Origin of the sequence: Sphingobacterium sp. UBA3549 (genome assembly GCF_002376635.1) — a bacterium.
In the GTDB taxonomy this organism is placed as follows: domain Bacteria; phylum Bacteroidota; class Bacteroidia; order Sphingobacteriales; family Sphingobacteriaceae; genus Sphingobacterium.
Genome location: NZ_DFOE01000001.1, coordinates 170,319 through 189,449, shown reverse-complemented (window position 1 = coordinate 189,449; position 19,131 = coordinate 170,319). Strand labels below are relative to the sequence as shown.

The following is a 19,131-nucleotide window of genomic DNA, read 5'->3' as shown; positions in this document are numbered from 1 at the left end:
AACACCCACCACAACCTGAGGTTGTATTTTAAAAATATTCTATTTCAAAACCTGCCCTGTTATCCTTAATAGGATAGGAGCTTTTTCAGTAGATAATAACACCATAATCGTCTTATTAAATGGTAATATTTCTTTTGCATCATATGTAACCTCAATTTCTCCCATTTGATTTGGCAGTATTGGTTTTCTGTTAAAATTAGCTACAGTACATCCACAAGTCGTTCTGACATCCCTAATAATTGCAGGCTTTTGACTAATATTCTTAAATCTGAAACTATGTTTGACTGGGATCCTGCGGGCTATTTGTTTAAAATCGAATATAGTCTCTTCAAATTTCAATGCGGACGATGCATGACTTTGAGAAGCAACAATTAAGAAATTTGCAATCAACACAGTAAAGGTTAAAATTATCTTTTTCATATAAATGGATTTTTTTATTTTACAAATAATCATGCCAAGACAAAAACGCCAAGGGTAATTAATTCTTCGTCAATTTCTTCTCTAATTACTTTTCTATTATAGGTGCCTTTTAAATATTCGTAATAGTTACTTTGAACCAAATAAGTTGTATAATCTCTTTTACAAAAAAGATACCCCTGGTCATTGATTTTCCAAAGCCCAAAATCAATTTTATTAAATTGATAACACTGGCCGACACGATTTTGAACATCCATATTGATATAGGAGAAATCATCTGATTTAATAAAGGAATGTAAATAAATCCAACATTCCCACTGGTCAGGAAAAAGCTGTAATAAAGAGCTTAAATTATCGTAAAGACGCTGCATTGTATCCGCAATAAATCGTGCCTTATCCTCGTTTCCAGCTGGAAAGATAGGGTTAAAAAATCTTAGTGTATTTTCGCCCTTATAATTTCTATAGCCAATAACAGCCAGTAATGGTACTTTTGCCAAAAAAGCAATTGTAGCAGCTCCATTTCGAACATATAATGTCTTCGACAAGAATTGAATTCCAGATAGATTTAGATTTCCAGTATTATAACCTGTACCCATATTCCCATCAATATATATCAACAAATGCTTCCCTTGCTTAAGTGCTTTGAGCATCTTGAAGACTGTATTATATTCATCCGCTTCAATGAAATCAATTTCAATATTACCATAAACCTTACTTTGTACTTCGGCCATTTCAAGAAAGTCTCCCAAATGATCGTCTAACATTTTTTTTGACGCTATAAAAGCATAATCAATTTTATGAAAAGCAAAAAAATGATTTATTATTTGCATTGACCCGAAGTGGAAAGTGCATATAACTGAAGGCTTTTTATTTAAAATCGCCCAAACTTGTTCATTAAGATTTTCGTATACAACCTCATTGAGAACTCCTTCGTATTTTCCATCTATTATACTTTTCTCACGATTCATTAAAACAGACCTCAAAAAATTTTGATGTTGCTCATATGGAATTTTAGGCATAAAATTGCCAATATTTGCACTTGCAAAGCAATACGTTCTATTCAATAATTCATTCTGTCCAAAATCAAGACTTGTATATTTTGACCCTAATTCCAAAATTCGGTCTTTATATTGATCAATATTCACAATATTTTTGAATTAGCGTTTATTACCGATAATTTGGCTTATAGATACTCTTAATATATTTGATTACATTTATACCATGTCGAACTAAAAAAAAACTAGCTACTAATAGGCCTATTACTTTCACTGAAAACTCAAGCAAATCCTTGCTATCCAATAACCAAAATTTGGAATGAAAATTAGAATATACTATTCTAGAAGTGAAGACAGTGTATCTTATTACAGAATAATAAACATAAGTCCAGAATAAAATACTGCCCGACCAATATAATGTTATATAAGCATCTTTAGACGAGTTAATAGAAAATATTGACGATGGCTTTCTAAAGAAGCTAACGGCCTTATCTCGAGCCTTAAATGTTAAGTTCGTAATGCCCAAGCTATCGCTCAAAATCCAATATCCATCATAACGAAAAAAGGGTATCAGTGAAAACACCATACTAATTGAATTTGCCAAAATTATATTGAACAATAGTCCCGCTGTATTGCTATGAATAAACAATAGGATCAAAATGCTATTTATTAAAAGTTGGAAGTATATCCCTCCAAGGTTCACCACATTTCTTTGTGAAGTTTTTAATTGCCAAATTGCGCTAACATTTGTGTAGAAAACTGGAAATATAAAATAAAGTCCAAATCCGATCTCTTTAGGCTTGAGGCCAAAATAAGTAGTGGCAGCCGCATGGCCTAGTTCATGAACAAAAATTATTACTATAAATATAAAATAAGAAAGAATAAGATCCCATAAATCTAAATAAGCTAAGAAAGCTTTGTCAATGCTTTCAAAATTTATTAGATTATTGTTAATGAAGAAATAAAACGTTAGTCCAACCGAAAGCAATATAAATGAATAATAAAAGTAAGGTAAAAATAATATAGATATTCTTCTATATAAAGTAGATAAGGCTCCTTCTTTTATAAGGGTTATTTTAGCGTGGAGAAAATCATCAAGATTATTTTCAACTTTGCTTTTCTGCAATTGCTCAAAAACAACCGCAAGTGCATTCCCTACGAATTCATTTGTATACGCAAGTTCATTATACTTTGCAATTAACCCCGCAGAAATCTCTTCTATTGTTTCACTGTTTTTATAACTGAGTAATATTTCATAAAGAACGTCGCTAATTGAATATGTACTACCGTTGTTTAACAACAAATACTTTCCTTTCTCTAAATCAGCTTGTAAGGAATATGTGATCATATATAATGTTACTTTTGAGCAGGAGAATCATAATGGAAGCAGACCATTGAATATGGTCTGCGATTCCTAAAATTGTTTAGCCTATATTACCATTCAATTGTGCAGCTAATACTAACGCAACCATCCTCGTATCCAACTTCAACTGAAACTTTTTTTGCTACAGCTAATTCCAATCTTGACTCCAATTGTTCCATAGAAACCTTCTCCAAGAACAATGCTTGATTTGATACATTCATTTTTTTTAATTTAGATTTAAATCCTACTCTATATGGTTTTCGGACTCCCCATCATTCTATTGGTCATAGAATAAGTCTTTATTTATATTTAAGATAATAATTTACAGTACAGGAGAAATACTATACCCTTTAGCTTTTAATTCATCAAAAATGTTGTTACGGCCATCCACTACATTGGTAATATCCAACGTAAATAATGCACCGCCTTTCACTTTCTCGATCAATGCCGAAATAGTTCTGATATGATTTTTCGCTATAGATTCATCTTTAAATTTGGAACTCAGAAAAGCACTCTTGTCATAAAGGCTTTTGAGCCCCTTTAAATCCTCTTTCTGGTAAAGAGCAGCTTTTGAAACAATCTCACTAGAAATTACCGAAGTATTATTCAGTAGTTGCAAGATCTCTCTCATATAATAATCTGTACCAAAAGATTCTAAATAATCAAAGGATTCGTGTATATTGAGTAGTTCTTTAGTTGTGACGCTATATTGATCTGCATAACTTCTAAAAATTTCTTGTACTACATTTGGAGTATTACAATTCGGTGTTGCCTTTTTCATTAAAAGATTATAAATAACCAATGGCTTTAATCTATTCAACACTTTTTCCTCCATATTTCCCTCTGCCATTTTACTTTTTAATTTTAAATAATCTTTGGCAGGCAGCAGTTTTCTGATCGGATTATCATCTTTTTTTAACAGAAGGAGTTGCTCACTCATGCTGTCGTATTTCTTATTTCCAACAGCACTTTCGGTGTAATAAGTCTTTACTTTTCCGAGTAAGCCAGAAGCCTTGTCTAGAACAGATGGTGGCACCTCGCACACTCCTCCAGTAGTTAAAACAATATATGAACTTTCTTGACTTCCATTTTTAGAAATTTTCCAAACTAAAGAATTGGAGCTTATTCCTTGTGCTTCTGCATTTAAGAACAGACTGAACAACGCTAAAATCATAAGATAGCTTTTTTTAAACATGTTATTTGGATTTTAATTATACATTCTTTTTTCAAAATCTTTTACTCGATCATCTTGCGGCATTTTTTTTCTAAACTTTTTACTTCCAAAATTATATATGGCTCCGATAGTGTAAAATCTACTTTCTGGTTTATTTCTGGTATACATATTTAATCCACGGTAATCCATAGTTTGAGTATTAATCTTTGAATTAAATATATCTGCAACATTAGCGCTTATGATCAGCTTATTCTTCAGAATAGCTTTCTTCAGGCCAACGCTTACAGTAGATATTCCTTTTGTCAAGTAAATACCTGATGAATAAGCCCCCCTACTGAAAGCACTTATTTCTAAACTCCAAGAATGTCCAAAGTCTAGATAACTTTCCAATTGCGCAAGGTAAGACCATGACTTATTAGAAGCGATACCCGAGATATCTAAAGCATTAAATTTATAAAAGCCATATCCACCACTGAAATTCAGATCCCACCATTTTGTTATTTGATAAGGAAAGTTTGCAAAACCATAAAAAAGATCTGCATTTGGCAAATTATCATAAGTTGAAATAAGTCCACTATTTTCAATAGGTAGATACACCGGAGATATAACATCATTAGTACGTGTAAAGCTGATACCTAAAACTAAAGATTGCCTATAAGTATAGGTCAATTCCATATCGTGATTGACTTGAGGATTAATATTAATATTCCCCACAGAAGTGAAATAAGGATTAACATAGTTTTTAAATGGGTTGACGATCTGGAAACCAAATTTATCAAGATTCTTTCTATAGTTAAAACTTAAAACATTTTGATTTGAAATAGCATATTCCAAATTTATAGTAGGAAAGAGATACTTAAACTTTCGTTTATTTTTTATATTTTCTGAACGCAAATCATTGCTAATTGACATTTGTTCAGCTCTAATCCCAATGTTAAATTCCAAACGGTCGAATGTAGAATTCCAATTTAGATATGCTGCGTAATTATCTTCGTTATATAGAAAATCATATGTCCTTGCATCATCCCTAACCCAGCTATCGTTAAGTTCTAACTCCCAAACCGGTGTATTTTTAGTGGCTGAAGTCTGAACTTTAATACCTACTTCAAATTTCCCTAAAACCATCGGATGGGTATAATCCAAACTAATAGACCGTGTATTTACAGTAGCGGGCTGTATTCCCCTGATATGATTAAATGTATCTCCGCTTACCAACATATCTTCGTTCAACTTTTTATCCTGATTGTACACATCAACATTAAACGTCAATTTTTTACCCAAAGAATCTAAATTTAGATCTACATATCCATTAAAATAAGAATTGATAGTTTTCGCATCCCCTAAGTTCTGTGTAAAAGCCTTATGTTCAACGGATTCCGAAAGGTTAATTGCAGTATTCTCAGTTCTTACTTTTCCACTGTTCCATGTTCCTCTAAACTGAGCACCAGTTTTAATCTTATCAGTTATTTCATAATCAATACCAGTTCTAAAATTATTCGCAGAACGATGGCCTAATTCATAATTATCTTGCAAAATAGAGTGTGAATTAGTATTAAACGTAGAACTACTATTGCTGTTTCCATATTGTTTTTTATAAGAATAATCGTATGCACCATACATTCCGATTTTTTTATTACCATAACTAAAATTCCCTCCCTCATTATGACGAATATGATATCCCGAGCCTACAGCAAGATTAACAGATCCATTAAATCCTTTTCTGTCATTATTCTTTAAAACAATATTTATTACTACCCCACCGTCACTATCATACTTTGCAGAAGGATGAGGAATTATTTCCACTTTATCTATTTGACTGGCTGGCAATCCAGCTAAAAAATTATTAAGCTCTGACCCAACCAAATTTGAAGATCTACCATTAATTAGTACTTTTATAGATTTCATTCTAAAAGTTAGCTTATCACTCTGTTCAGTTACACCTGGCGCTCTAAGTAAAATATCATAAGCCGAATTTCCAGCAACAATAGAGCTTTGCTGGACGTTAAGTATAATTTTTCCTTTTGTGAAGTTTATAAATTTCTCATCAATTTGTTTTTCAACATCTACTACTTCAAGATATCTAGTATCCGGTTTCAAAATATAGCTTAGACCATTTTTTTTAAAATTCGCTATACTTCTCAAAGAAATTGTATCAATAACGGAAACATATCCTAAGCAAGAAATCTTAATTATATAATTATCAAAGTTTAAATCATTTATTTGAAATATTCCATCAGTATTGGAAGACGTTTTGTACACATTCTCTCCATCTAACTTAAAAAAATTGATCGTCGCTCCAGAAATTGGCATGGAATTCTCTCCATTAAACAATTTTCCAATCAGTTTCTGATTAGGTTGTGCAGAAATATTATCATTTATTAAAAGCCCAAAAATCATTAACAATAACAATTCATATAAACAGTATTTCATTCTCATCAATCAATAACACTAAGTTAATTTTGTTCACTATACAAAAACAGTAGTGAACAGAAAACTTTTAAAAGAAGTATCCACCTGAGATATGGCGGAGTTTGTCGTCCCCTAAAACTTCTATTTTCAGCGCAATAGAAATCATAAACTCATAGTTGTAATAATATGTTGAGCGTTGCCTAGAATAAAGTATTGGTGCCCCCTCCCCTTTGAGTTCATCAATCATAACATATAATCTAGAAACGGAAATACCCAATCTTTTTGCCAACTTTGCGGGTGTGCCTGTACTCCGTTGTCTAATTAGTTTATCCAATAGATTTATTCTATCTATATATTTAAATAGCTGCATAATAAATTTTATTTATGGTTCCTCCGATACATAACATCGTTTTAATTGAATTTAATATTTCACCGAATCTATCCGAGCTTTTGTGTACGTCTACCTTGATAATGCTAAGTTGATCATTGTATCTTACATCCACCACAACCTGAGGTTGTATTTTAAAATTTATTAATTATCTTCGGATGCACAATTAATGGCCGTTGATGAAATTTTTTGATATATTTCCAACTTTTTCCGAAGCTCCATATTCCTATATCGTCGTTCCGATTATATTGGTCTGCAGCATGATTGGATTTTATCACAAACCGTTTTTCCATGCATTAATCCTACATCCCTACGAAATAGCAAGAGGTAAGCGTATTCATACCTTGCTTACCTCTGCTTTAATCCATAGAAACTGGCTACATCTGATATTTAACTGTGTTGTAATTTTTGGATTAGGATATGATATGTTTGGGAACCTGAAACAAGAATATGGAACTACGATCGCATCACTATTCACGCCACTACTATTTATCATAATGATTATTCTTCCAAATTTATTTCAATATCTACAAGAAAAAGAAAATTTCACCCACACTTCTATTGGAGCATCTAACCTTACATTTGGCTTATTTGGATTCAGTTTTTTATATTTTCCCTTACAACCCACACAAAGTTTCATCATCCCTTTTATTAGTAATAGTGCTCAGTACTGGCTAGCTGTTTTGCTCTTATTAATTTTGTTATTAACAATTCCAAAAAGTAAAATCAATAAAAAATTACATCTTATTGCCTATCTGATCGGATCATTTTTAGCAATAATCACTCGACCACAATCCTTTCTTGAAATTCAAACGCTTTTCAAAATTTTCTTTTTAACCTAAAAGACCTGTTTTTAACCATTCCCAAAAGTTAATCTGCTTCTCATCCTTCCTCTCCGAGCCCCCCTCAATTTCCACCACTTCTTTTTCATCTAATTCTCTTACGTTAATTTTTTTTAACTTTTTTTCCATGATATCTGATTTTTATTTTTTCAAAATTCACTGAAAAGCAGTACAGGTACCACAACCTGAGGTTATATCATATAACCTCAGGTTTTATCATAGAAAAACTTACAACTTCAAGTTATATTTATTAAATTAGGCTTCCCTATAGTTTGGTATTAGAAAAATGGCAAAAGAAGAAATCGGAACAATTATCAGGCAGAAAAGAGAAAGTCTCAAGATATCACAGGAAGCTGTTGCATTTATTTTGAATATGTCACAGGCGGCGTATTCAAAAATTGAACGAAATGAGACTAAACTAAAAGTGGAGCAAGTTTATAAGATAGCTGACTATTTTGGCATTACGATCTATGAATTGTTGCCGCCTGCCCTGGCTAGCGATATAACAGGAGAAAATATATTCGGGCTGCTCTTTAATTATATCAGGATTGCATGGAAAAAAACAAAAAGGATATTTAAGAAAAAGGATACCGATATTCATGAAGCCTAGTTTATCCCAAAAATGCAATACGTACCAGAAAAGATTCGGCATATATCGGGCCAATCGGAATTTTATGATTGACATGTTCTAGCGTCACCGAATTTGCAGTGACAGATATTATTTTTTCAATATTGATGATATAGGAACGATGAATACGGAAAAAACTCTTACTAGGCAACATAATTTCCATTTCTCGCATTGTTTTTAACAGTAACCATACACCATGAAGTGTCACCAATTGCATATAGTCACCCTGTGCTCGCACATATAATATATCTTTGGGCTTGACGAAATGTGTACTATACCCATCTTTGATTTTTATGGACTGTAAAGTATCATTATCCCACTTATCCGCTACTGCCCTTATTGCTTTATCCAAACATTTTGACAAACGATCTTTAGTGAGCATGGATTTTATCACGTAGTCCAGCACATCCAGTTCATAACTACATGCAGCATATTCAGGATAATCTGTTACAAAGACAAAAAAAGGAGGGGCAATCAAAGATTTAAGGAAAGAGATCCATCCATGTCAGGTGTTAGTATAGCCGAAAAGATCAGATCAACCTTATTTTGACGAACGAACTCCCGGGCTTTCACAGCCGTATCAAAGGTTGCTATTATATTCAACCGCCCATTTTCCATTAACAATTCGGTCAAATATTTCTTAAAAAGAGGATCATGTTCAATAACAATAGTTCTGACTTGATGCATCATCGGGCACTGGTTATAGATAAAAAATAATTTAGGTTTGTTGACCTTAAAAATAGCAACAATTGCTAACGTCTACCACAACCTGAGGTTATATTTCAACATAAAAAGCCATCCTCAATCAAGAGAATGGCTTTATGCAAATAAACTAACAATTAACGAACTACTTCCGCGGCCTGCACTTCCCGATCAGCCATCCTACCGCGTAGCTGGCCACAGTCCCCAACACTGCCGACAGCATTGTCTGAAAAAGATCGCCCAGGGAGAAACTAGCCCAGATAGAAACCAGCGTTCCGCCGAAGGTTCCAAAACGAATATCATTTAGCCGCATCCGGACCTCCCTTTTCTATTTCATCAGCGGAGTCTTCTGTCTCCGCATTATCCTTTTCAAGTACTGTTTCCACCAATGTAAAAATTCAGAATACGTCTATTCCGTCAAGTCTGTCTTTTTAGATATCTACTCAATGCCCGCCTGAATGAACTTTCATCTTCATAGCATACGCACAAATACACATCTTTAACCCTTAACGCCTGTTAGTCCATTAGCTGGAGCGCATAGGCCATTCTTAAATTCGTATAGTAGACTGGTATCGTCATCCGATAGCGACGGCGAAAATGATTGTAAAGGGTACGCTTCGTGGTATAGAAACGCGAAGCTAGATATCCCATGGATAGATCCTTGTTGAGAAATTCCTCATCCAGATAAAGCTTCACCTGTTCGGCGAGATCCAATTGCTGCCCCAAAAGACTATCATAATGTTCGAGTATGTAACTGACGTATTTCCGCAGATTGCCATCTATCGCCCCCATATTTCGCTTAGAATACATATAGATCTTACGCAACCAGCGCTTGACATGCTTATCGACCTCCAGCTGGCATAGCAATTCGGGCCGGATATTGCTGGCGTTGTACCTTTCCAATACTTGCTGGATATGTCTATAGGACACAGTGATACGCAACAGCCACTCCATATCCACAATCAAAATCAACCCGACATTGGTCCCAGGCTGACAGACTACTTCGTATTTCCCTGAAGCTAAACAACCGACCTGAAAGATGTCGGTAAAACTGTATATGGGATCGTCCTCGCTGATACCACCATAGCTGCACTCCCCCTCCAGCATAAAAAATAATAGAGAAATCGTTGCGGTACATAAAGATTAAAACGCAAAGGTATAATACAATCCACCTGAATAAGCTCCACAAAGAATGAATCGTAAAAATAGTACTGACTCAGCAGCTTACCTTCGTGATCATCTGTAAGTCCAATGGTATTATCACGCCCAAAAAAGAGATCATAAGCAAAATCATCATAAGCAAATGCTACTGCATGACATTTTCCATCTTGCCATTCGATATAATAAGGTCTATCTTTTTGGCTCTTTAGCATAGGCTAACAAATTAGGTTAAAACTTGCTTCAAAAGTTTTTCACCAATCTAACCTACTTAGCCAAAAATGAAAAAAGTAATCGATGAAATCGACTGGTTTTCGGACGAAATCCCTAGATGAGATACTCTCTGTACAAAGCGTCCGTATTACTCAGACGTATTATTACCCAAGTGATCACAACGGAACGCAAGGTTCTTTAGCACTTCTTCAAGCGCCATCTTTGAATACTGCTGCAGCACGCCATCATCAATTTTCCGCAATGCCTTAAAAGCTTCATAAATCAGATTACGTATTAATATGTGATTGCTTTCATTATCTAATAAACGTTCTATCACGCGGACCTGTGTAAGGATGCCAGCCTCCTCGTCATCTGGCAATAACGTGGCTCGGGATTCAAGTCTCCCTAAGCGAACTTCAAGTTCTCGCTTCGATTTTTCGAGATGGGCTGTAACCTCAAGGTTCTTCAAGGTCTTAGAAGCTTCTTCTACTAATTTGGTTATTATAGTTTTACTTCCTTTATTCTTTAACGAACGTCCTATCAGCTCAATTTTCTTTCGCAGACTCTGAAGAGCCTCCGCTAATGGAGATTCCTTTTCTTTCCGTCCAGTGGTACGAAGTTCTTTTGCCTTATCTTTCCCATCCGTCACTTCTTTGTAGGCTTCCAGTACCAATTCCGTTTTGCTAGGCAGGTTAAGATCCTCGCGTCTACTCGTCAGATGCCAACCATCACATGCGATACAATGATAAGATCTTACGGGAGCATAGCCTGACTCGCTCAAGATTTCTTTGTTATTGTATTGCATAAAGTTTTCGGCCTTTTTCTGTGATTCGAAAAGCATCTTTGAACGTTGTGCCTCTCTACAAAAAATTTGACTTTTTGTTGGTTTCATAGTTCATAATTTTTATAAAAGGTTCTGGGAACATATGACCGGCAGTTCAATTTACAAAAAAAAACAGATACCGCTTTTAACATTTTCTTTACAAAGAACGGTGCTGATGGAGCAGTCATCAGTCCGAGATAACATAGAAGAGGAAAAAATAAAAAAAGCCTTCCAATTTTCATGAAAAGCTTTTCTCTATCGTTAATTACTAATTTTACTCTTTTTCTACTTGCATGTAGTTTAGTTCAAGTGGCGTCTTACGACCGAATACTTTCACCATCACGATTAATTTCTTTTTATCCTCGTGAACTTCTTCGATCTCTCCAGTAAATCCATTGAAAGGACCATCATTCACTTTGACTGTTTCACCCACGTAGTAAGGAACATTAATGGTTTCACCTTGCTCTGCCATTTCATCAACCTTACCTAGGATACGATTTACCTCTGCTTGGCGTAAAGGGACAGCATTACCAGCTTTATCTCCCAAGAAACCAATTACGCTATTGATATTTTTAATGACGTGCTCTAACTCACCATCAAGTGCAGCTTCTAACAAAACATAACCAGGATAGTAGTTACGTTCTTTAGCAACTTTCTTACCATCGCGCATTAAATAGTATTTCTCCATTGGAATCAACACTTGAGGAATCAGGTGTTCAATACCTAAACGGCTAACCTCGGCATCAATATATTGCTTTACTTTCTTTTCTTTACCACTTACAGCACGAACTACGTACCACTTTAAACCTTGATCTGCCATAAATAAATACGATTGAAAAATTAAGAAGCAATACCGTACAAGAATTCTAACCCTACACTTGAAGCTTTATCCATTACAAAGACTACCAATGCAATAAGAAGAGAAGCAACAAGCACAATAACAGCTGAACTTTGTAACTGAGACCATGTAGGCCAAGTCACTTTCTCAGTGATCTCTACATAAGAGTCTTTAAAAAAATCAAGTACTTTTGCCATTTTAGTTTATCTGTTTTTATAAGCACGGGCACCAGGACTCGAACCCAGACCAAAGGTTTTGGAGACCTTCGTTCTACCTTTAAACTATGCCCGTGTATTTCTTATTTTGTGATGCAAATATAGTGTTTTAAACCACTTTCTGCAAATCTTTTTTCACTTTTTTTTATTCTAATCCGATAAATCGCTTATCGAAAAAATAAGCTAATCAACCTGAGTCGATTAGCTTATTCTATGTGATTCTAGATCCTTATTTAAGACTAGATAATTTCAGTTACCTGACCAGCACCTACTGTACGACCACCTTCACGGATAGCGAAACGTAGACCTTTTTCCATTGCAATCGCAGAAATTAATTTCACGCTGATTGTAACGTTATCACCTGGCATAACCATTTCAGTACCTTCTGGTAAAGAGATTTCTCCAGTTACGTCAGTTGTACGGAAATAGAATTGAGGACGGTATTTGTTGAAGAATGGTGTGTGACGACCACCTTCAGCTTTTGACAATACGTAAACCTCTGCTTTGAAATGATCGTGAGGAGTTACTGAACCTGGTTTACAGATAACCATACCACGTTTGATATCAGTTTTCTCAATACCACGTAACAATAAACCTACGTTATCACCAGCCTCACCGTAATCTAAGATTTTACGGAACATCTCAACACCTGTTACTGTAGATTTCAAGTTCTCAGCACCCATACCTAAGATCTCAACTGGATCACCAGAGTTGATTACACCTCTTTCGATACGACCTGTAGCAACTGTACCACGACCTGTGATCGAGAATACGTCCTCTACTGGCATCAAGAAAGGTAAGTCAGTCAAACGTGGAGGAATTGGAATGTAGTTATCAACAGCATCCATTAATTCCATGATTTTCTCAACCCACTCAGGCTCACCATTCAATGCACCTAAAGCAGAACCTTTGATTACAGGGATATCATCACCAGGGAATTCGTAGAATGATAATAACTCACGAACTTCCATTTCAACTAAGTCTAACAACTCAGGATCATCAACTAAGTCAGTTTTGTTCATGAATACTACTAACGCAGGAACACCTACTTGGCGAGCCAACAAGATGTGCTCACGAGTTTGAGGCATAGGACCATCAGTCGCAGCAACTACGATGATAGCACCGTCCATTTGAGCAGCACCAGTTACCATGTTCTTAACGTAGTCAGCGTGACCTGGACAGTCAACGTGTGCATAGTGACGGTTAGCTGTAGAATATTCTACGTGTGCAGTATTGATTGTGATACCACGCTCTTTTTCTTCAGGAGCAGAGTCAATTGAATCAAATGAACGAGCTTCTGACAAACCTTTATCAGCCAATACTTTAGTGATAGCAGCTGTAGTTGTAGTTTTACCGTGGTCAACGTGACCGATAGTACCAATGTTTAAGTGTGGTTTACTACGGTCAAATTTCTCTTTTGCCATGTTTATGCGAATTAGTAATTATAAATTATTTCTATTTGTTATATACTCTTGCTTAACTTTTACAAGTACGAGCCAAAGATGGGATTTGAACCCACGACCTCTTCCTTACCAAGGAAGTGCTCTACCCCTGAGCTACTTCGGCTTACTAAAAAACCTTATTTACGTATTAATGCCCCCACCTTTAGATACATTATTATCAAAGAAGATAGAGACTAAATTTAATACTTGAAAAATTTGAGCGGAAGACGAGGTTCGAACTCGCGACCTATAGCTTGGAAGGCTATCGCTCTACCAACTGAGCTACTTCCGCTTAACAATCAGAAATTAGAATAATCTAATCATCTAATTAAAAAAAAGTGTGGAGGGAGAAGGATTCGAACCTTCGAAGCCGAAGCAACGGATTTACAGTCCGTCCCATTTGACCGCTCTGGAACCCCTCCAGACCTGTAACTCGCGTTACATTTAGAGCCTCTTATCGGAATCGAACCAATGACCTACTGATTACAAGTCAGTTGCTCTACCAGCTGAGCTAAAGAGGCTTCTAATATCTTTTTTAAAACTTACATTCTATCAACGTCTGACCAAGCATTTCTACCTTTTCAGCGAGTGCAAATATCGAATTTACTTTTGATTTCTGCAAGTTTATTTTTTATTTTTTTTCATTTAAAGAACTAAGCAAACTTTCGTTGTTTTGAACCGTTGTTCCCTTGTTTGCTGATGCAAAGATAGACACAAAACTCACTTTACAAAAATATTTATCAAAAAAAAACCACACTTTTGGTCAATGATACTGATATGCAGCACAATAATTTTTATATGCTTATTTGCCTGTTTTGGTTATTTACCTAATATACTATCTTTGGGCATGCAAATTTTACCGCAATCACTTTCTAAACTTATCCCATACTCGACACTTGTCACGGTGCTTTTGATGGGATCAGTTGAATTGAAGGCTCAAAATATTATTCAAAAATTGAGTAAAAAATTTCTTTCTTCCGAAAGAGACTCCACGCGTTCCGGCAGTTTTATGGTGTTGCCGGCGATTGGTTATGCACAGGAAACAGGTGTCGAATATGGCCTAGCCAGCACCTATAATTTTTATCTGGACAAATCTGACCCCAAAATACGGACCTCAACGGTCATGGTCATGGGAACTTTCACATCCAACAGCCAATCGAACTTCAAACTGCAGACAGATCTATGGACCAAAAATAACGACTACCATTTAATCAGTGAAATACGTTACCGAAACTGGCCCTTTAACTATTATGGTGTGGGTATGGACACCTGGAAAGCAAATGAAGAGCGCATCGATCAAAAATTATTGCGCATCAAACTGGAAGCTGAAAAGAAAATCAGCAATAACCTTTACTCGGGTCTCAATATTCAATACGACAACTTTACCATTCGTAGCGATACAGCCGATCGCATTTTCAATCAGTCCGACCTTATTGGAAAAACTGGCGGACAACAATTACTCCTAGGGCTATCGCAATTGTTTGACAACAGGGACAATGTTTCTTATACCACAACGGGCTATTATGCTAAGTTGCGCCTTGCCTATGCGCCCAAGCTATGGACACGTACTGATTTTACGGGGGCAAACCTCGATGTGGATCTCCGCGGCTTTATTCCGCTGCACAACCAAGTCACGCTGGCCTTACAGGGAATCTTTCGTTCCACATTTGGTAAAACCATCCCATTTTACAACTACCGCGAGCTCGGTGGAGACATGATGATGCGCGGTTATTACCTCGGACGTTATCGCGATAAAAATTACCTGGCTTCACAGGCTGAACTGCGTTATCGCTTTCATCCACGCTTTGGTATCGTTGGTTTTTCAGGCATAGGATCTACCTTCTCTAAAGCAAATAGTAGTCGATATGTTGCAAGCTATGGCGGTGGCTTACGTTACTTCTTTAGTCTCGAACACAACAGCAGTATTCGCTTCGATTATTCCTTTGGCGAACAACGACCTGGAGAAAAGCGACAATCGGGATTCTATCTATCCTTAAGTGAAGCTTTTTAATAAAAAAGAGCATCGATAACTTAGAAATTATAGATGCTCTTTTTTATTATTATTGGACCACACACCTGTTCCTATCCGCTCTACCCTCCAATCTCATCAGTTTAGAAACATTAGTTTAGGCCCAAAAAGGATACAATGAACATAGTCCAACAGGTTGCCAGATAAGCGGTACAAAAGTAGATTAGAATCTTATCATAAAATTCTCCTTGCGCTGTTCTTTCCGAAAGAAAACCAAACCCATCCGGTACAAATCAATCGTCACCAAAACCCGATCATCTTTTTTGATCTTATCCCAGTAGGCCTCCCTGCTCTCCGACTGATGAGGTTCGTTTATAATTAACATATCGCGGTCCCGAATATCGTTCAAAAAATTCAGTTCAAGATTGTCGCGATCAATATAATAGATATGTCGATAGGCATAATGCCCACATTGCTGCTGTAGGAGATTTGCGTAACTCTCCTGAGGCTCATGGGCCCAATAACTAAATTGATCGTAGATAAATGCTTTTAATAACCTATTGACCAATGCATATTTCTTCTGCTCCACTTTCTTTGCTTTTCGTATTGGGGCAGGGAATGCTGACAGGTTGTCAATAAGTTCTTTCCGATAGATCACTTCATCAACCAATTTATACACAAAAGGAGAATGGGTCCCATGGCGACTATGGGATACAAAATAATGCCGCCAATACTTAAGCCGGTAGTTCATTTCGCTGCAAACATCGCTAAATTTTATGATTTTTCACATGGAACATCACGGTTTATTTGGACAATCGGCAGGACTGCTCAACCCAAAAAAGAATTTTGGCGCCAGATAAAAAGTACTAAAACTGGAGTACAAAAACACTCCCCTGCCCTTCGATGCTGTTCAGAAAAATGGTTCCCTTATGCAACAGCATAATCTGCTTACTTAAAGTCAAACCTACACCTGTCCCCGTTTTCTTCGTTGTAAAAAACGGGGTAAAGATTTGCTCCTGAAGATCAGCAGGAATTCCCGCGCCGTTATCTTCAATTCGGACCTGCACCTTACCATCAACCTCCAGGGCAGATAAACTGATATAAGCGTCTTCCCTATGCTTAACCGCATCGATAGCATTCAACATTAAGTTGATGATAACCTGCTCAATCAAGTTGACATCCGCAGACAGCATGAGTCGCGTATTTTTTAGGATGATGTCGACGTCAATATTTTTCTGGATCAATGTAGGCTCAAGCAATTGATAAATATGCTCAAACAGCTGTGCAATCTGAATCGGTGCAAGTTGAGGTTGATCCACTTTATTGATCATACGATAACTTTTTGCAAAATGCAGTAACCCTTCACTGCGGCGTTTAATGGTGGAAATACCAATTTTTAGATCATCTATATCCTCATATCCCTTAAAGTGATCCAAACGGCCATTTAGGGTTTCGGCAAGTGAACTGATAGGTGCAATGGAATTCATGATTTCATGCGTTAGCACACGCAACAATTTATGCCAGGCCTTTGTCTCTGTTTCATCGATTGCTTCGTTGATGTTTTGGTAGACAACAATCCTAAATACAGCATCCTGGGCCTCAAAACTTGAGCTTTGGATCAATAATTTGATTTTCCCTTTACTCGACTGAACGGATTCCATTTGTTGCTGTCCATTTTCAAGCAACATAGTCTTTTCATATAAATCGCTGTTTTTTTTCTTTAGTCCGGAGATATTTCCAAGATGCGGCAAATGGAATAGTTGTTTAAATGCATCGTTGACCCACATCACCTTACCACTATCCCTTTCATAGAAGATGATTGCAGAATTCAACATATTGATTACACGATCCAGGTACTGATGTTGAATTTCCTGTTTGATGCTGATATCCTTATAGGTTTCGTTGATCTGGTTAAAAGCAAGGAAAAGCTTTCCTTCCACAGATTTGGTATTTTTCACCAGGAAACGTCTTGTAAAATCACGATATTTGACAGCTTCAGAAAATTCAATCAATTGTCGGGCTAAAAAATTATATTGTGCATATAAATTAAAACCTAAATAAAGCATGACACAAAAGATCAAAGCAGCCTGCACATATTCACGCTTTAGTAACAAATAAGCACTCAGAAGAGCTGCTATCAGCAGTACAACAATCTTAATCGCATTTAGAATTTTTCCGTTCCGCATCGACTAAATATCATATTTTTCCAAACGTCTATAAAGCGCGGCCCTGGTTAGCCCCAATTCTTTCGCTGCTTTACTGATATTTCCATTATAACGCTCAATCGCTGACTTGATCGCTTTACGTTCAAGTTCTTCTAAATTTTGACTGCCAGGGCTAGATTCAACGATACGGCTCTCCATTTGCTGTTCAATTGGCGAGAAGAAAAGATCGTTACCAGCAATACTAAGCTGGTCGGCCATAATAACAGCGCGCTCAATACTGTATTGTAGTTCGCGTACGTTTCCTGGAAAATGGTATGCGGACATCTTCTTAACCGCATCCGACTCAAAGCCTTCAATCCGTTTATTGTATTTTTTTGAATAAATATCTAGAAAATGCTCGGCCAATAGCTTGATATCCCCCCCTCGCTCTCGTAAGGGCGGTACCTGAATTTCCACGGTATTGATCCGATAAATTAAGTCCTTTCGAAAGCGGCTTTCATCTGCAAGCTGCTTCAACGGAACATTTGTTGCGGAGATTAAGCGTATATCCACTGAAATTGGCTGATAAGAACCCAACGGCGTCACTTGTCTATTCTGCAATACGGTCAACAATTTCGCCTGTTGTTGCAACGATATGTTGCCGATTTCATCAAGAAACAATGTTCCCCCATTTGCTGCTTCGAATCGCCCTTGCCGATCTTCTCGTGCATCCGTAAATGCCCCCTTTTTATAGCCAAAAAGTTCACTTTCAAACAATGTTTCTGTCAATGCCCCAACATCAACCTTGATATAAGTCCGATCTGAACGTAAAGATCTTCGTTGAATGGCCTGGGCAATCAGATCTTTACCGGTTCCATTTTCACCAAGTATTAATATATTGGCATCCGTAGGAGCGATTTTCTCCAACTTGTATTGCAATTCATCCATCACAACGGAATTACCAATCATATCAGGACTGTTTGTGCTGCTCAGCAATGAGCTTTTACTTTTCTTTTCCCTATTTTTTGATTCGGCAAGGGTGCTTTCTATTGTTACGAGCAGCTGCTCATTTTCCCAGGGTTTCACCACAAAATCCGCAGCACCCTGCTTCAATGATTTTACAGCGAGATCAACAGCTCCATAAGCGGTTATCATAATAACATGTACCTGTGGAAACTTTTCTTTGATCCGCGACAACCAGTATAATCCCTCATTACCAGTATTAATCGTACTTTTAAAATTCATATCTAAAAGCACCAGATCATAAGGGCTCTTATCTAGATGTGCGATAAGATTCTCCGGATTGGGCTCAACTTGAATATGACTAACTTTAGGTTTAAGCAAGATTCTTGCCGCAGTTAATAAATCCTGGTCATCATCCACGACTAAAATAGATGCTTTTTTCATACTT

At 36.5% G+C, this 19,131-nt stretch carries 21 protein-coding genes and 5 tRNA genes; 3 read left to right on the top strand and 23 right to left on the bottom strand.

All coding sequences use genetic code 11. From position 1 onward, the window contains the following. Positions 1–39: 39 nt before the first annotated feature. From B2W36_RS00835 to B2W36_RS00810, 6 genes are all read right to left on the bottom strand, one after another. Positions 40–420, bottom strand: a complete 381-nt coding sequence (locus tag B2W36_RS00835; protein WP_293886140.1) for a DUF1573 domain-containing protein — start codon at positions 418–420, stop codon at positions 40–42. A gap of 29 nt (positions 421–449) precedes the next feature. Further along, on the bottom strand, positions 450–1,562 hold the full coding sequence (locus B2W36_RS00830; RefSeq protein WP_293886139.1) for a hypothetical protein: 1,113 nt from the start codon (positions 1,560–1,562) through the stop codon (positions 450–452). A gap of 22 nt (positions 1,563–1,584) precedes the next feature. Then, complete coding sequence (locus B2W36_RS00825) at positions 1,585–2,760, bottom strand: hypothetical protein (RefSeq protein ID WP_293886138.1); 1,176 nt, start codon at positions 2,758–2,760, stop codon at positions 1,585–1,587. A 337-nt stretch (positions 2,761–3,097) separates the two neighbouring features. Next, positions 3,098–3,970, bottom strand: a complete 873-nt coding sequence (locus B2W36_RS00820; RefSeq protein WP_293886137.1) for a TraB/GumN family protein — start codon at positions 3,968–3,970, stop codon at positions 3,098–3,100. A gap of 12 nt (positions 3,971–3,982) precedes the next feature. Next, on the bottom strand, positions 3,983–6,379 hold the full coding sequence (locus B2W36_RS00815) for an outer membrane beta-barrel family protein (protein WP_293886136.1): 2,397 nt from the start codon (positions 6,377–6,379) through the stop codon (positions 3,983–3,985). A gap of 67 nt (positions 6,380–6,446) precedes the next feature. Then, a complete protein-coding gene (locus tag B2W36_RS00810; protein ID WP_293886135.1) occupies positions 6,447–6,728 on the bottom strand; it encodes an HTH domain-containing protein in 282 nt (93 codons plus the stop codon). Between the two features lie 197 nt (positions 6,729–6,925). On the opposite strand from B2W36_RS00810, the gene B2W36_RS00805 reads away from it, so the two are divergent. Next, positions 6,926–7,588, top strand: coding sequence for a rhomboid family intramembrane serine protease (locus B2W36_RS00805; protein WP_293886134.1), 663 nt, complete (start codon positions 6,926–6,928; stop codon positions 7,586–7,588). Here the strand turns inward: B2W36_RS00805 and B2W36_RS00800 are convergent. Then, complete coding sequence (locus B2W36_RS00800; RefSeq protein ID WP_293886133.1) at positions 7,580–7,717, bottom strand: hypothetical protein; 138 nt, start codon at positions 7,715–7,717, stop codon at positions 7,580–7,582. The two genes, B2W36_RS00805 and B2W36_RS00800, sit on opposite strands and share 9 nt — an antisense overlap. A gap of 157 nt (positions 7,718–7,874) precedes the next feature. Here B2W36_RS00800 and B2W36_RS00795 point away from each other — a divergent pair, with 157 nt between their 5' ends. After that, the gene (locus B2W36_RS00795; protein WP_293886132.1) at positions 7,875–8,198 is read left to right on the top strand and encodes a helix-turn-helix domain-containing protein; all 324 of its coding nucleotides are present in this window, start codon (positions 7,875–7,877) and stop codon (positions 8,196–8,198) included. Between the two features lies 1 nt (position 8,199). Here B2W36_RS00795 and B2W36_RS00790 read toward each other — a convergent pair whose 3' ends face one another. The 13 genes from B2W36_RS00790 to B2W36_RS00730 form a co-directional block, all read right to left on the bottom strand. Next, positions 8,200–8,694 (bottom strand): LytR/AlgR family response regulator transcription factor, encoded by a 495-nt coding sequence (locus B2W36_RS00790; protein ID WP_293886131.1) that lies wholly within the window; start codon positions 8,692–8,694, stop codon positions 8,200–8,202. Then, positions 8,691–8,906, bottom strand: coding sequence for a hypothetical protein (locus tag B2W36_RS00785; protein WP_293886130.1), 216 nt, complete (start codon positions 8,904–8,906; stop codon positions 8,691–8,693). The genes B2W36_RS00790 and B2W36_RS00785 overlap by 4 nt, the downstream gene beginning before the upstream one ends. A 528-nt stretch (positions 8,907–9,434) precedes the next feature. After that, complete coding sequence (locus B2W36_RS00780; protein WP_293886129.1) at positions 9,435–10,025, bottom strand: hypothetical protein; 591 nt, start codon at positions 10,023–10,025, stop codon at positions 9,435–9,437. Further along, positions 9,938–10,291 (bottom strand): hypothetical protein, encoded by a 354-nt coding sequence (locus tag B2W36_RS00775; RefSeq protein WP_293886128.1) that lies wholly within the window; start codon positions 10,289–10,291, stop codon positions 9,938–9,940. The genes B2W36_RS00780 and B2W36_RS00775 overlap by 88 nt, the downstream gene beginning before the upstream one ends. Positions 10,292–10,437: 146 nt before the next feature. Then, positions 10,438–11,181, bottom strand: coding sequence for a hypothetical protein (locus B2W36_RS00770; RefSeq protein WP_293886127.1), 744 nt, complete (start codon positions 11,179–11,181; stop codon positions 10,438–10,440). 205 nt (positions 11,182–11,386) lie between these two features. Further along, the gene (nusG, locus tag B2W36_RS00765; RefSeq protein WP_209582306.1) at positions 11,387–11,932 is read right to left on the bottom strand and encodes a transcription termination/antitermination protein NusG; all 546 of its coding nucleotides are present in this window, start codon (positions 11,930–11,932) and stop codon (positions 11,387–11,389) included. A gap of 20 nt (positions 11,933–11,952) precedes the next feature. Beyond that, complete coding sequence (gene secE / locus B2W36_RS00760; protein WP_028072657.1) at positions 11,953–12,147, bottom strand: preprotein translocase subunit SecE; 195 nt, start codon at positions 12,145–12,147, stop codon at positions 11,953–11,955. 23 nt (positions 12,148–12,170) lie between these two features. Then, positions 12,171–12,241 (bottom strand) — tRNA-Trp (locus B2W36_RS00755). Between the two features lie 163 nt (positions 12,242–12,404). Further along, positions 12,405–13,589 carry an elongation factor Tu gene (gene tuf, locus B2W36_RS00750; protein WP_075991174.1) on the bottom strand — a complete coding sequence of 395 codons (1,185 nt, stop codon included), beginning with the start codon at positions 13,587–13,589 and terminating at the stop codon, positions 12,405–12,407. Between the two features lie 70 nt (positions 13,590–13,659). After that, a tRNA-Thr gene (locus tag B2W36_RS00745) sits at positions 13,660–13,731 on the bottom strand. 95 nt (positions 13,732–13,826) lie between these two features. Then, positions 13,827–13,899, bottom strand: a tRNA-Gly gene (locus B2W36_RS00740). Positions 13,900–13,948: 49 nt separating this feature from the next. Then, a tRNA-Tyr gene (locus tag B2W36_RS00735) sits at positions 13,949–14,029 on the bottom strand. A 26-nt stretch (positions 14,030–14,055) separates the two neighbouring features. Beyond that, positions 14,056–14,128 (bottom strand) — tRNA-Thr (locus B2W36_RS00730). A 326-nt stretch (positions 14,129–14,454) separates the two neighbouring features. On the opposite strand from B2W36_RS00730, the gene B2W36_RS00725 reads away from it, so the two are divergent. Beyond that, positions 14,455–15,618 carry a BamA/TamA family outer membrane protein gene (locus B2W36_RS00725; RefSeq protein WP_293886126.1) on the top strand — a complete coding sequence of 388 codons (1,164 nt, stop codon included), beginning with the start codon at positions 14,455–14,457 and terminating at the stop codon, positions 15,616–15,618. Positions 15,619–15,799: 181 nt separating this feature from the next. On the opposite strand, the gene B2W36_RS00720 is transcribed toward B2W36_RS00725, so the two are convergent. The 3 genes from B2W36_RS00720 to B2W36_RS00710 form a co-directional block, all read right to left on the bottom strand. Then, a complete protein-coding gene (locus tag B2W36_RS00720; RefSeq protein ID WP_293886125.1) occupies positions 15,800–16,327 on the bottom strand; it encodes a hypothetical protein in 528 nt (175 codons plus the stop codon). A gap of 115 nt (positions 16,328–16,442) precedes the next feature. Further along, positions 16,443–17,762 (bottom strand): sensor histidine kinase, encoded by a 1,320-nt coding sequence (locus tag B2W36_RS00715; RefSeq protein WP_293886124.1) that lies wholly within the window; start codon positions 17,760–17,762, stop codon positions 16,443–16,445. Between the two features lie 3 nt (positions 17,763–17,765). After that, positions 17,766–19,127, bottom strand: a complete 1,362-nt coding sequence (locus B2W36_RS00710) for a sigma-54-dependent transcriptional regulator (protein WP_293879654.1) — start codon at positions 19,125–19,127, stop codon at positions 17,766–17,768. Positions 19,128–19,131 lie beyond the last annotated feature (4 nt).

Coding starts and splice junctions, on each gene's coding strand:
- nusG (WP_209582306.1), bottom strand. CDS start 11,932: ATGGCAGATCAAGGTTTAAAGTGGTACGTAGTTCGTGCTGTAAGTGGT.
- B2W36_RS00785 (WP_293886130.1), bottom strand. CDS start 8,906: ATGATGCATCAAGTCAGAACTATTGTTATTGAACATGATCCTCTTTTT.
- B2W36_RS00825 (WP_293886138.1), bottom strand. CDS start 2,760: ATGATCACATATTCCTTACAAGCTGATTTAGAGAAAGGAAAGTATTTG.
- secE (WP_028072657.1), bottom strand. CDS start 12,147: ATGGCAAAAGTACTTGATTTTTTTAAAGACTCTTATGTAGAGATCACT.
- B2W36_RS00710 (WP_293879654.1), bottom strand. CDS start 19,127: ATGAAAAAAGCATCTATTTTAGTCGTGGATGATGACCAGGATTTATTA.
- B2W36_RS00775 (WP_293886128.1), bottom strand. CDS start 10,291: ATGCTAAAGAGCCAAAAAGATAGACCTTATTATATCGAATGGCAAGAT.
- B2W36_RS00725 (WP_293886126.1), top strand. CDS start 14,455: ATGCAAATTTTACCGCAATCACTTTCTAAACTTATCCCATACTCGACA.
- B2W36_RS00770 (WP_293886127.1), bottom strand. CDS start 11,181: ATGAAACCAACAAAAAGTCAAATTTTTTGTAGAGAGGCACAACGTTCA.
- B2W36_RS00720 (WP_293886125.1), bottom strand. CDS start 16,327: ATGAACTACCGGCTTAAGTATTGGCGGCATTATTTTGTATCCCATAGT.
- tuf (WP_075991174.1), bottom strand. CDS start 13,589: ATGGCAAAAGAGAAATTTGACCGTAGTAAACCACACTTAAACATTGGT.
- B2W36_RS00795 (WP_293886132.1), top strand. CDS start 7,875: ATGGCAAAAGAAGAAATCGGAACAATTATCAGGCAGAAAAGAGAAAGT.
- B2W36_RS00810 (WP_293886135.1), bottom strand. CDS start 6,728: ATGCAGCTATTTAAATATATAGATAGAATAAATCTATTGGATAAACTA.
- B2W36_RS00805 (WP_293886134.1), top strand. CDS start 6,926: ATGAAATTTTTTGATATATTTCCAACTTTTTCCGAAGCTCCATATTCC.
- B2W36_RS00715 (WP_293886124.1), bottom strand. CDS start 17,762: ATGCGGAACGGAAAAATTCTAAATGCGATTAAGATTGTTGTACTGCTG.
- B2W36_RS00815 (WP_293886136.1), bottom strand. CDS start 6,379: ATGAAATACTGTTTATATGAATTGTTATTGTTAATGATTTTTGGGCTT.
- B2W36_RS00800 (WP_293886133.1), bottom strand. CDS start 7,717: ATGGAAAAAAAGTTAAAAAAAATTAACGTAAGAGAATTAGATGAAAAA.
- B2W36_RS00780 (WP_293886129.1), bottom strand. CDS start 10,025: ATGCTGGAGGGGGAGTGCAGCTATGGTGGTATCAGCGAGGACGATCCC.
- B2W36_RS00820 (WP_293886137.1), bottom strand. CDS start 3,970: ATGTTTAAAAAAAGCTATCTTATGATTTTAGCGTTGTTCAGTCTGTTC.
- B2W36_RS00835 (WP_293886140.1), bottom strand. CDS start 420: ATGAAAAAGATAATTTTAACCTTTACTGTGTTGATTGCAAATTTCTTA.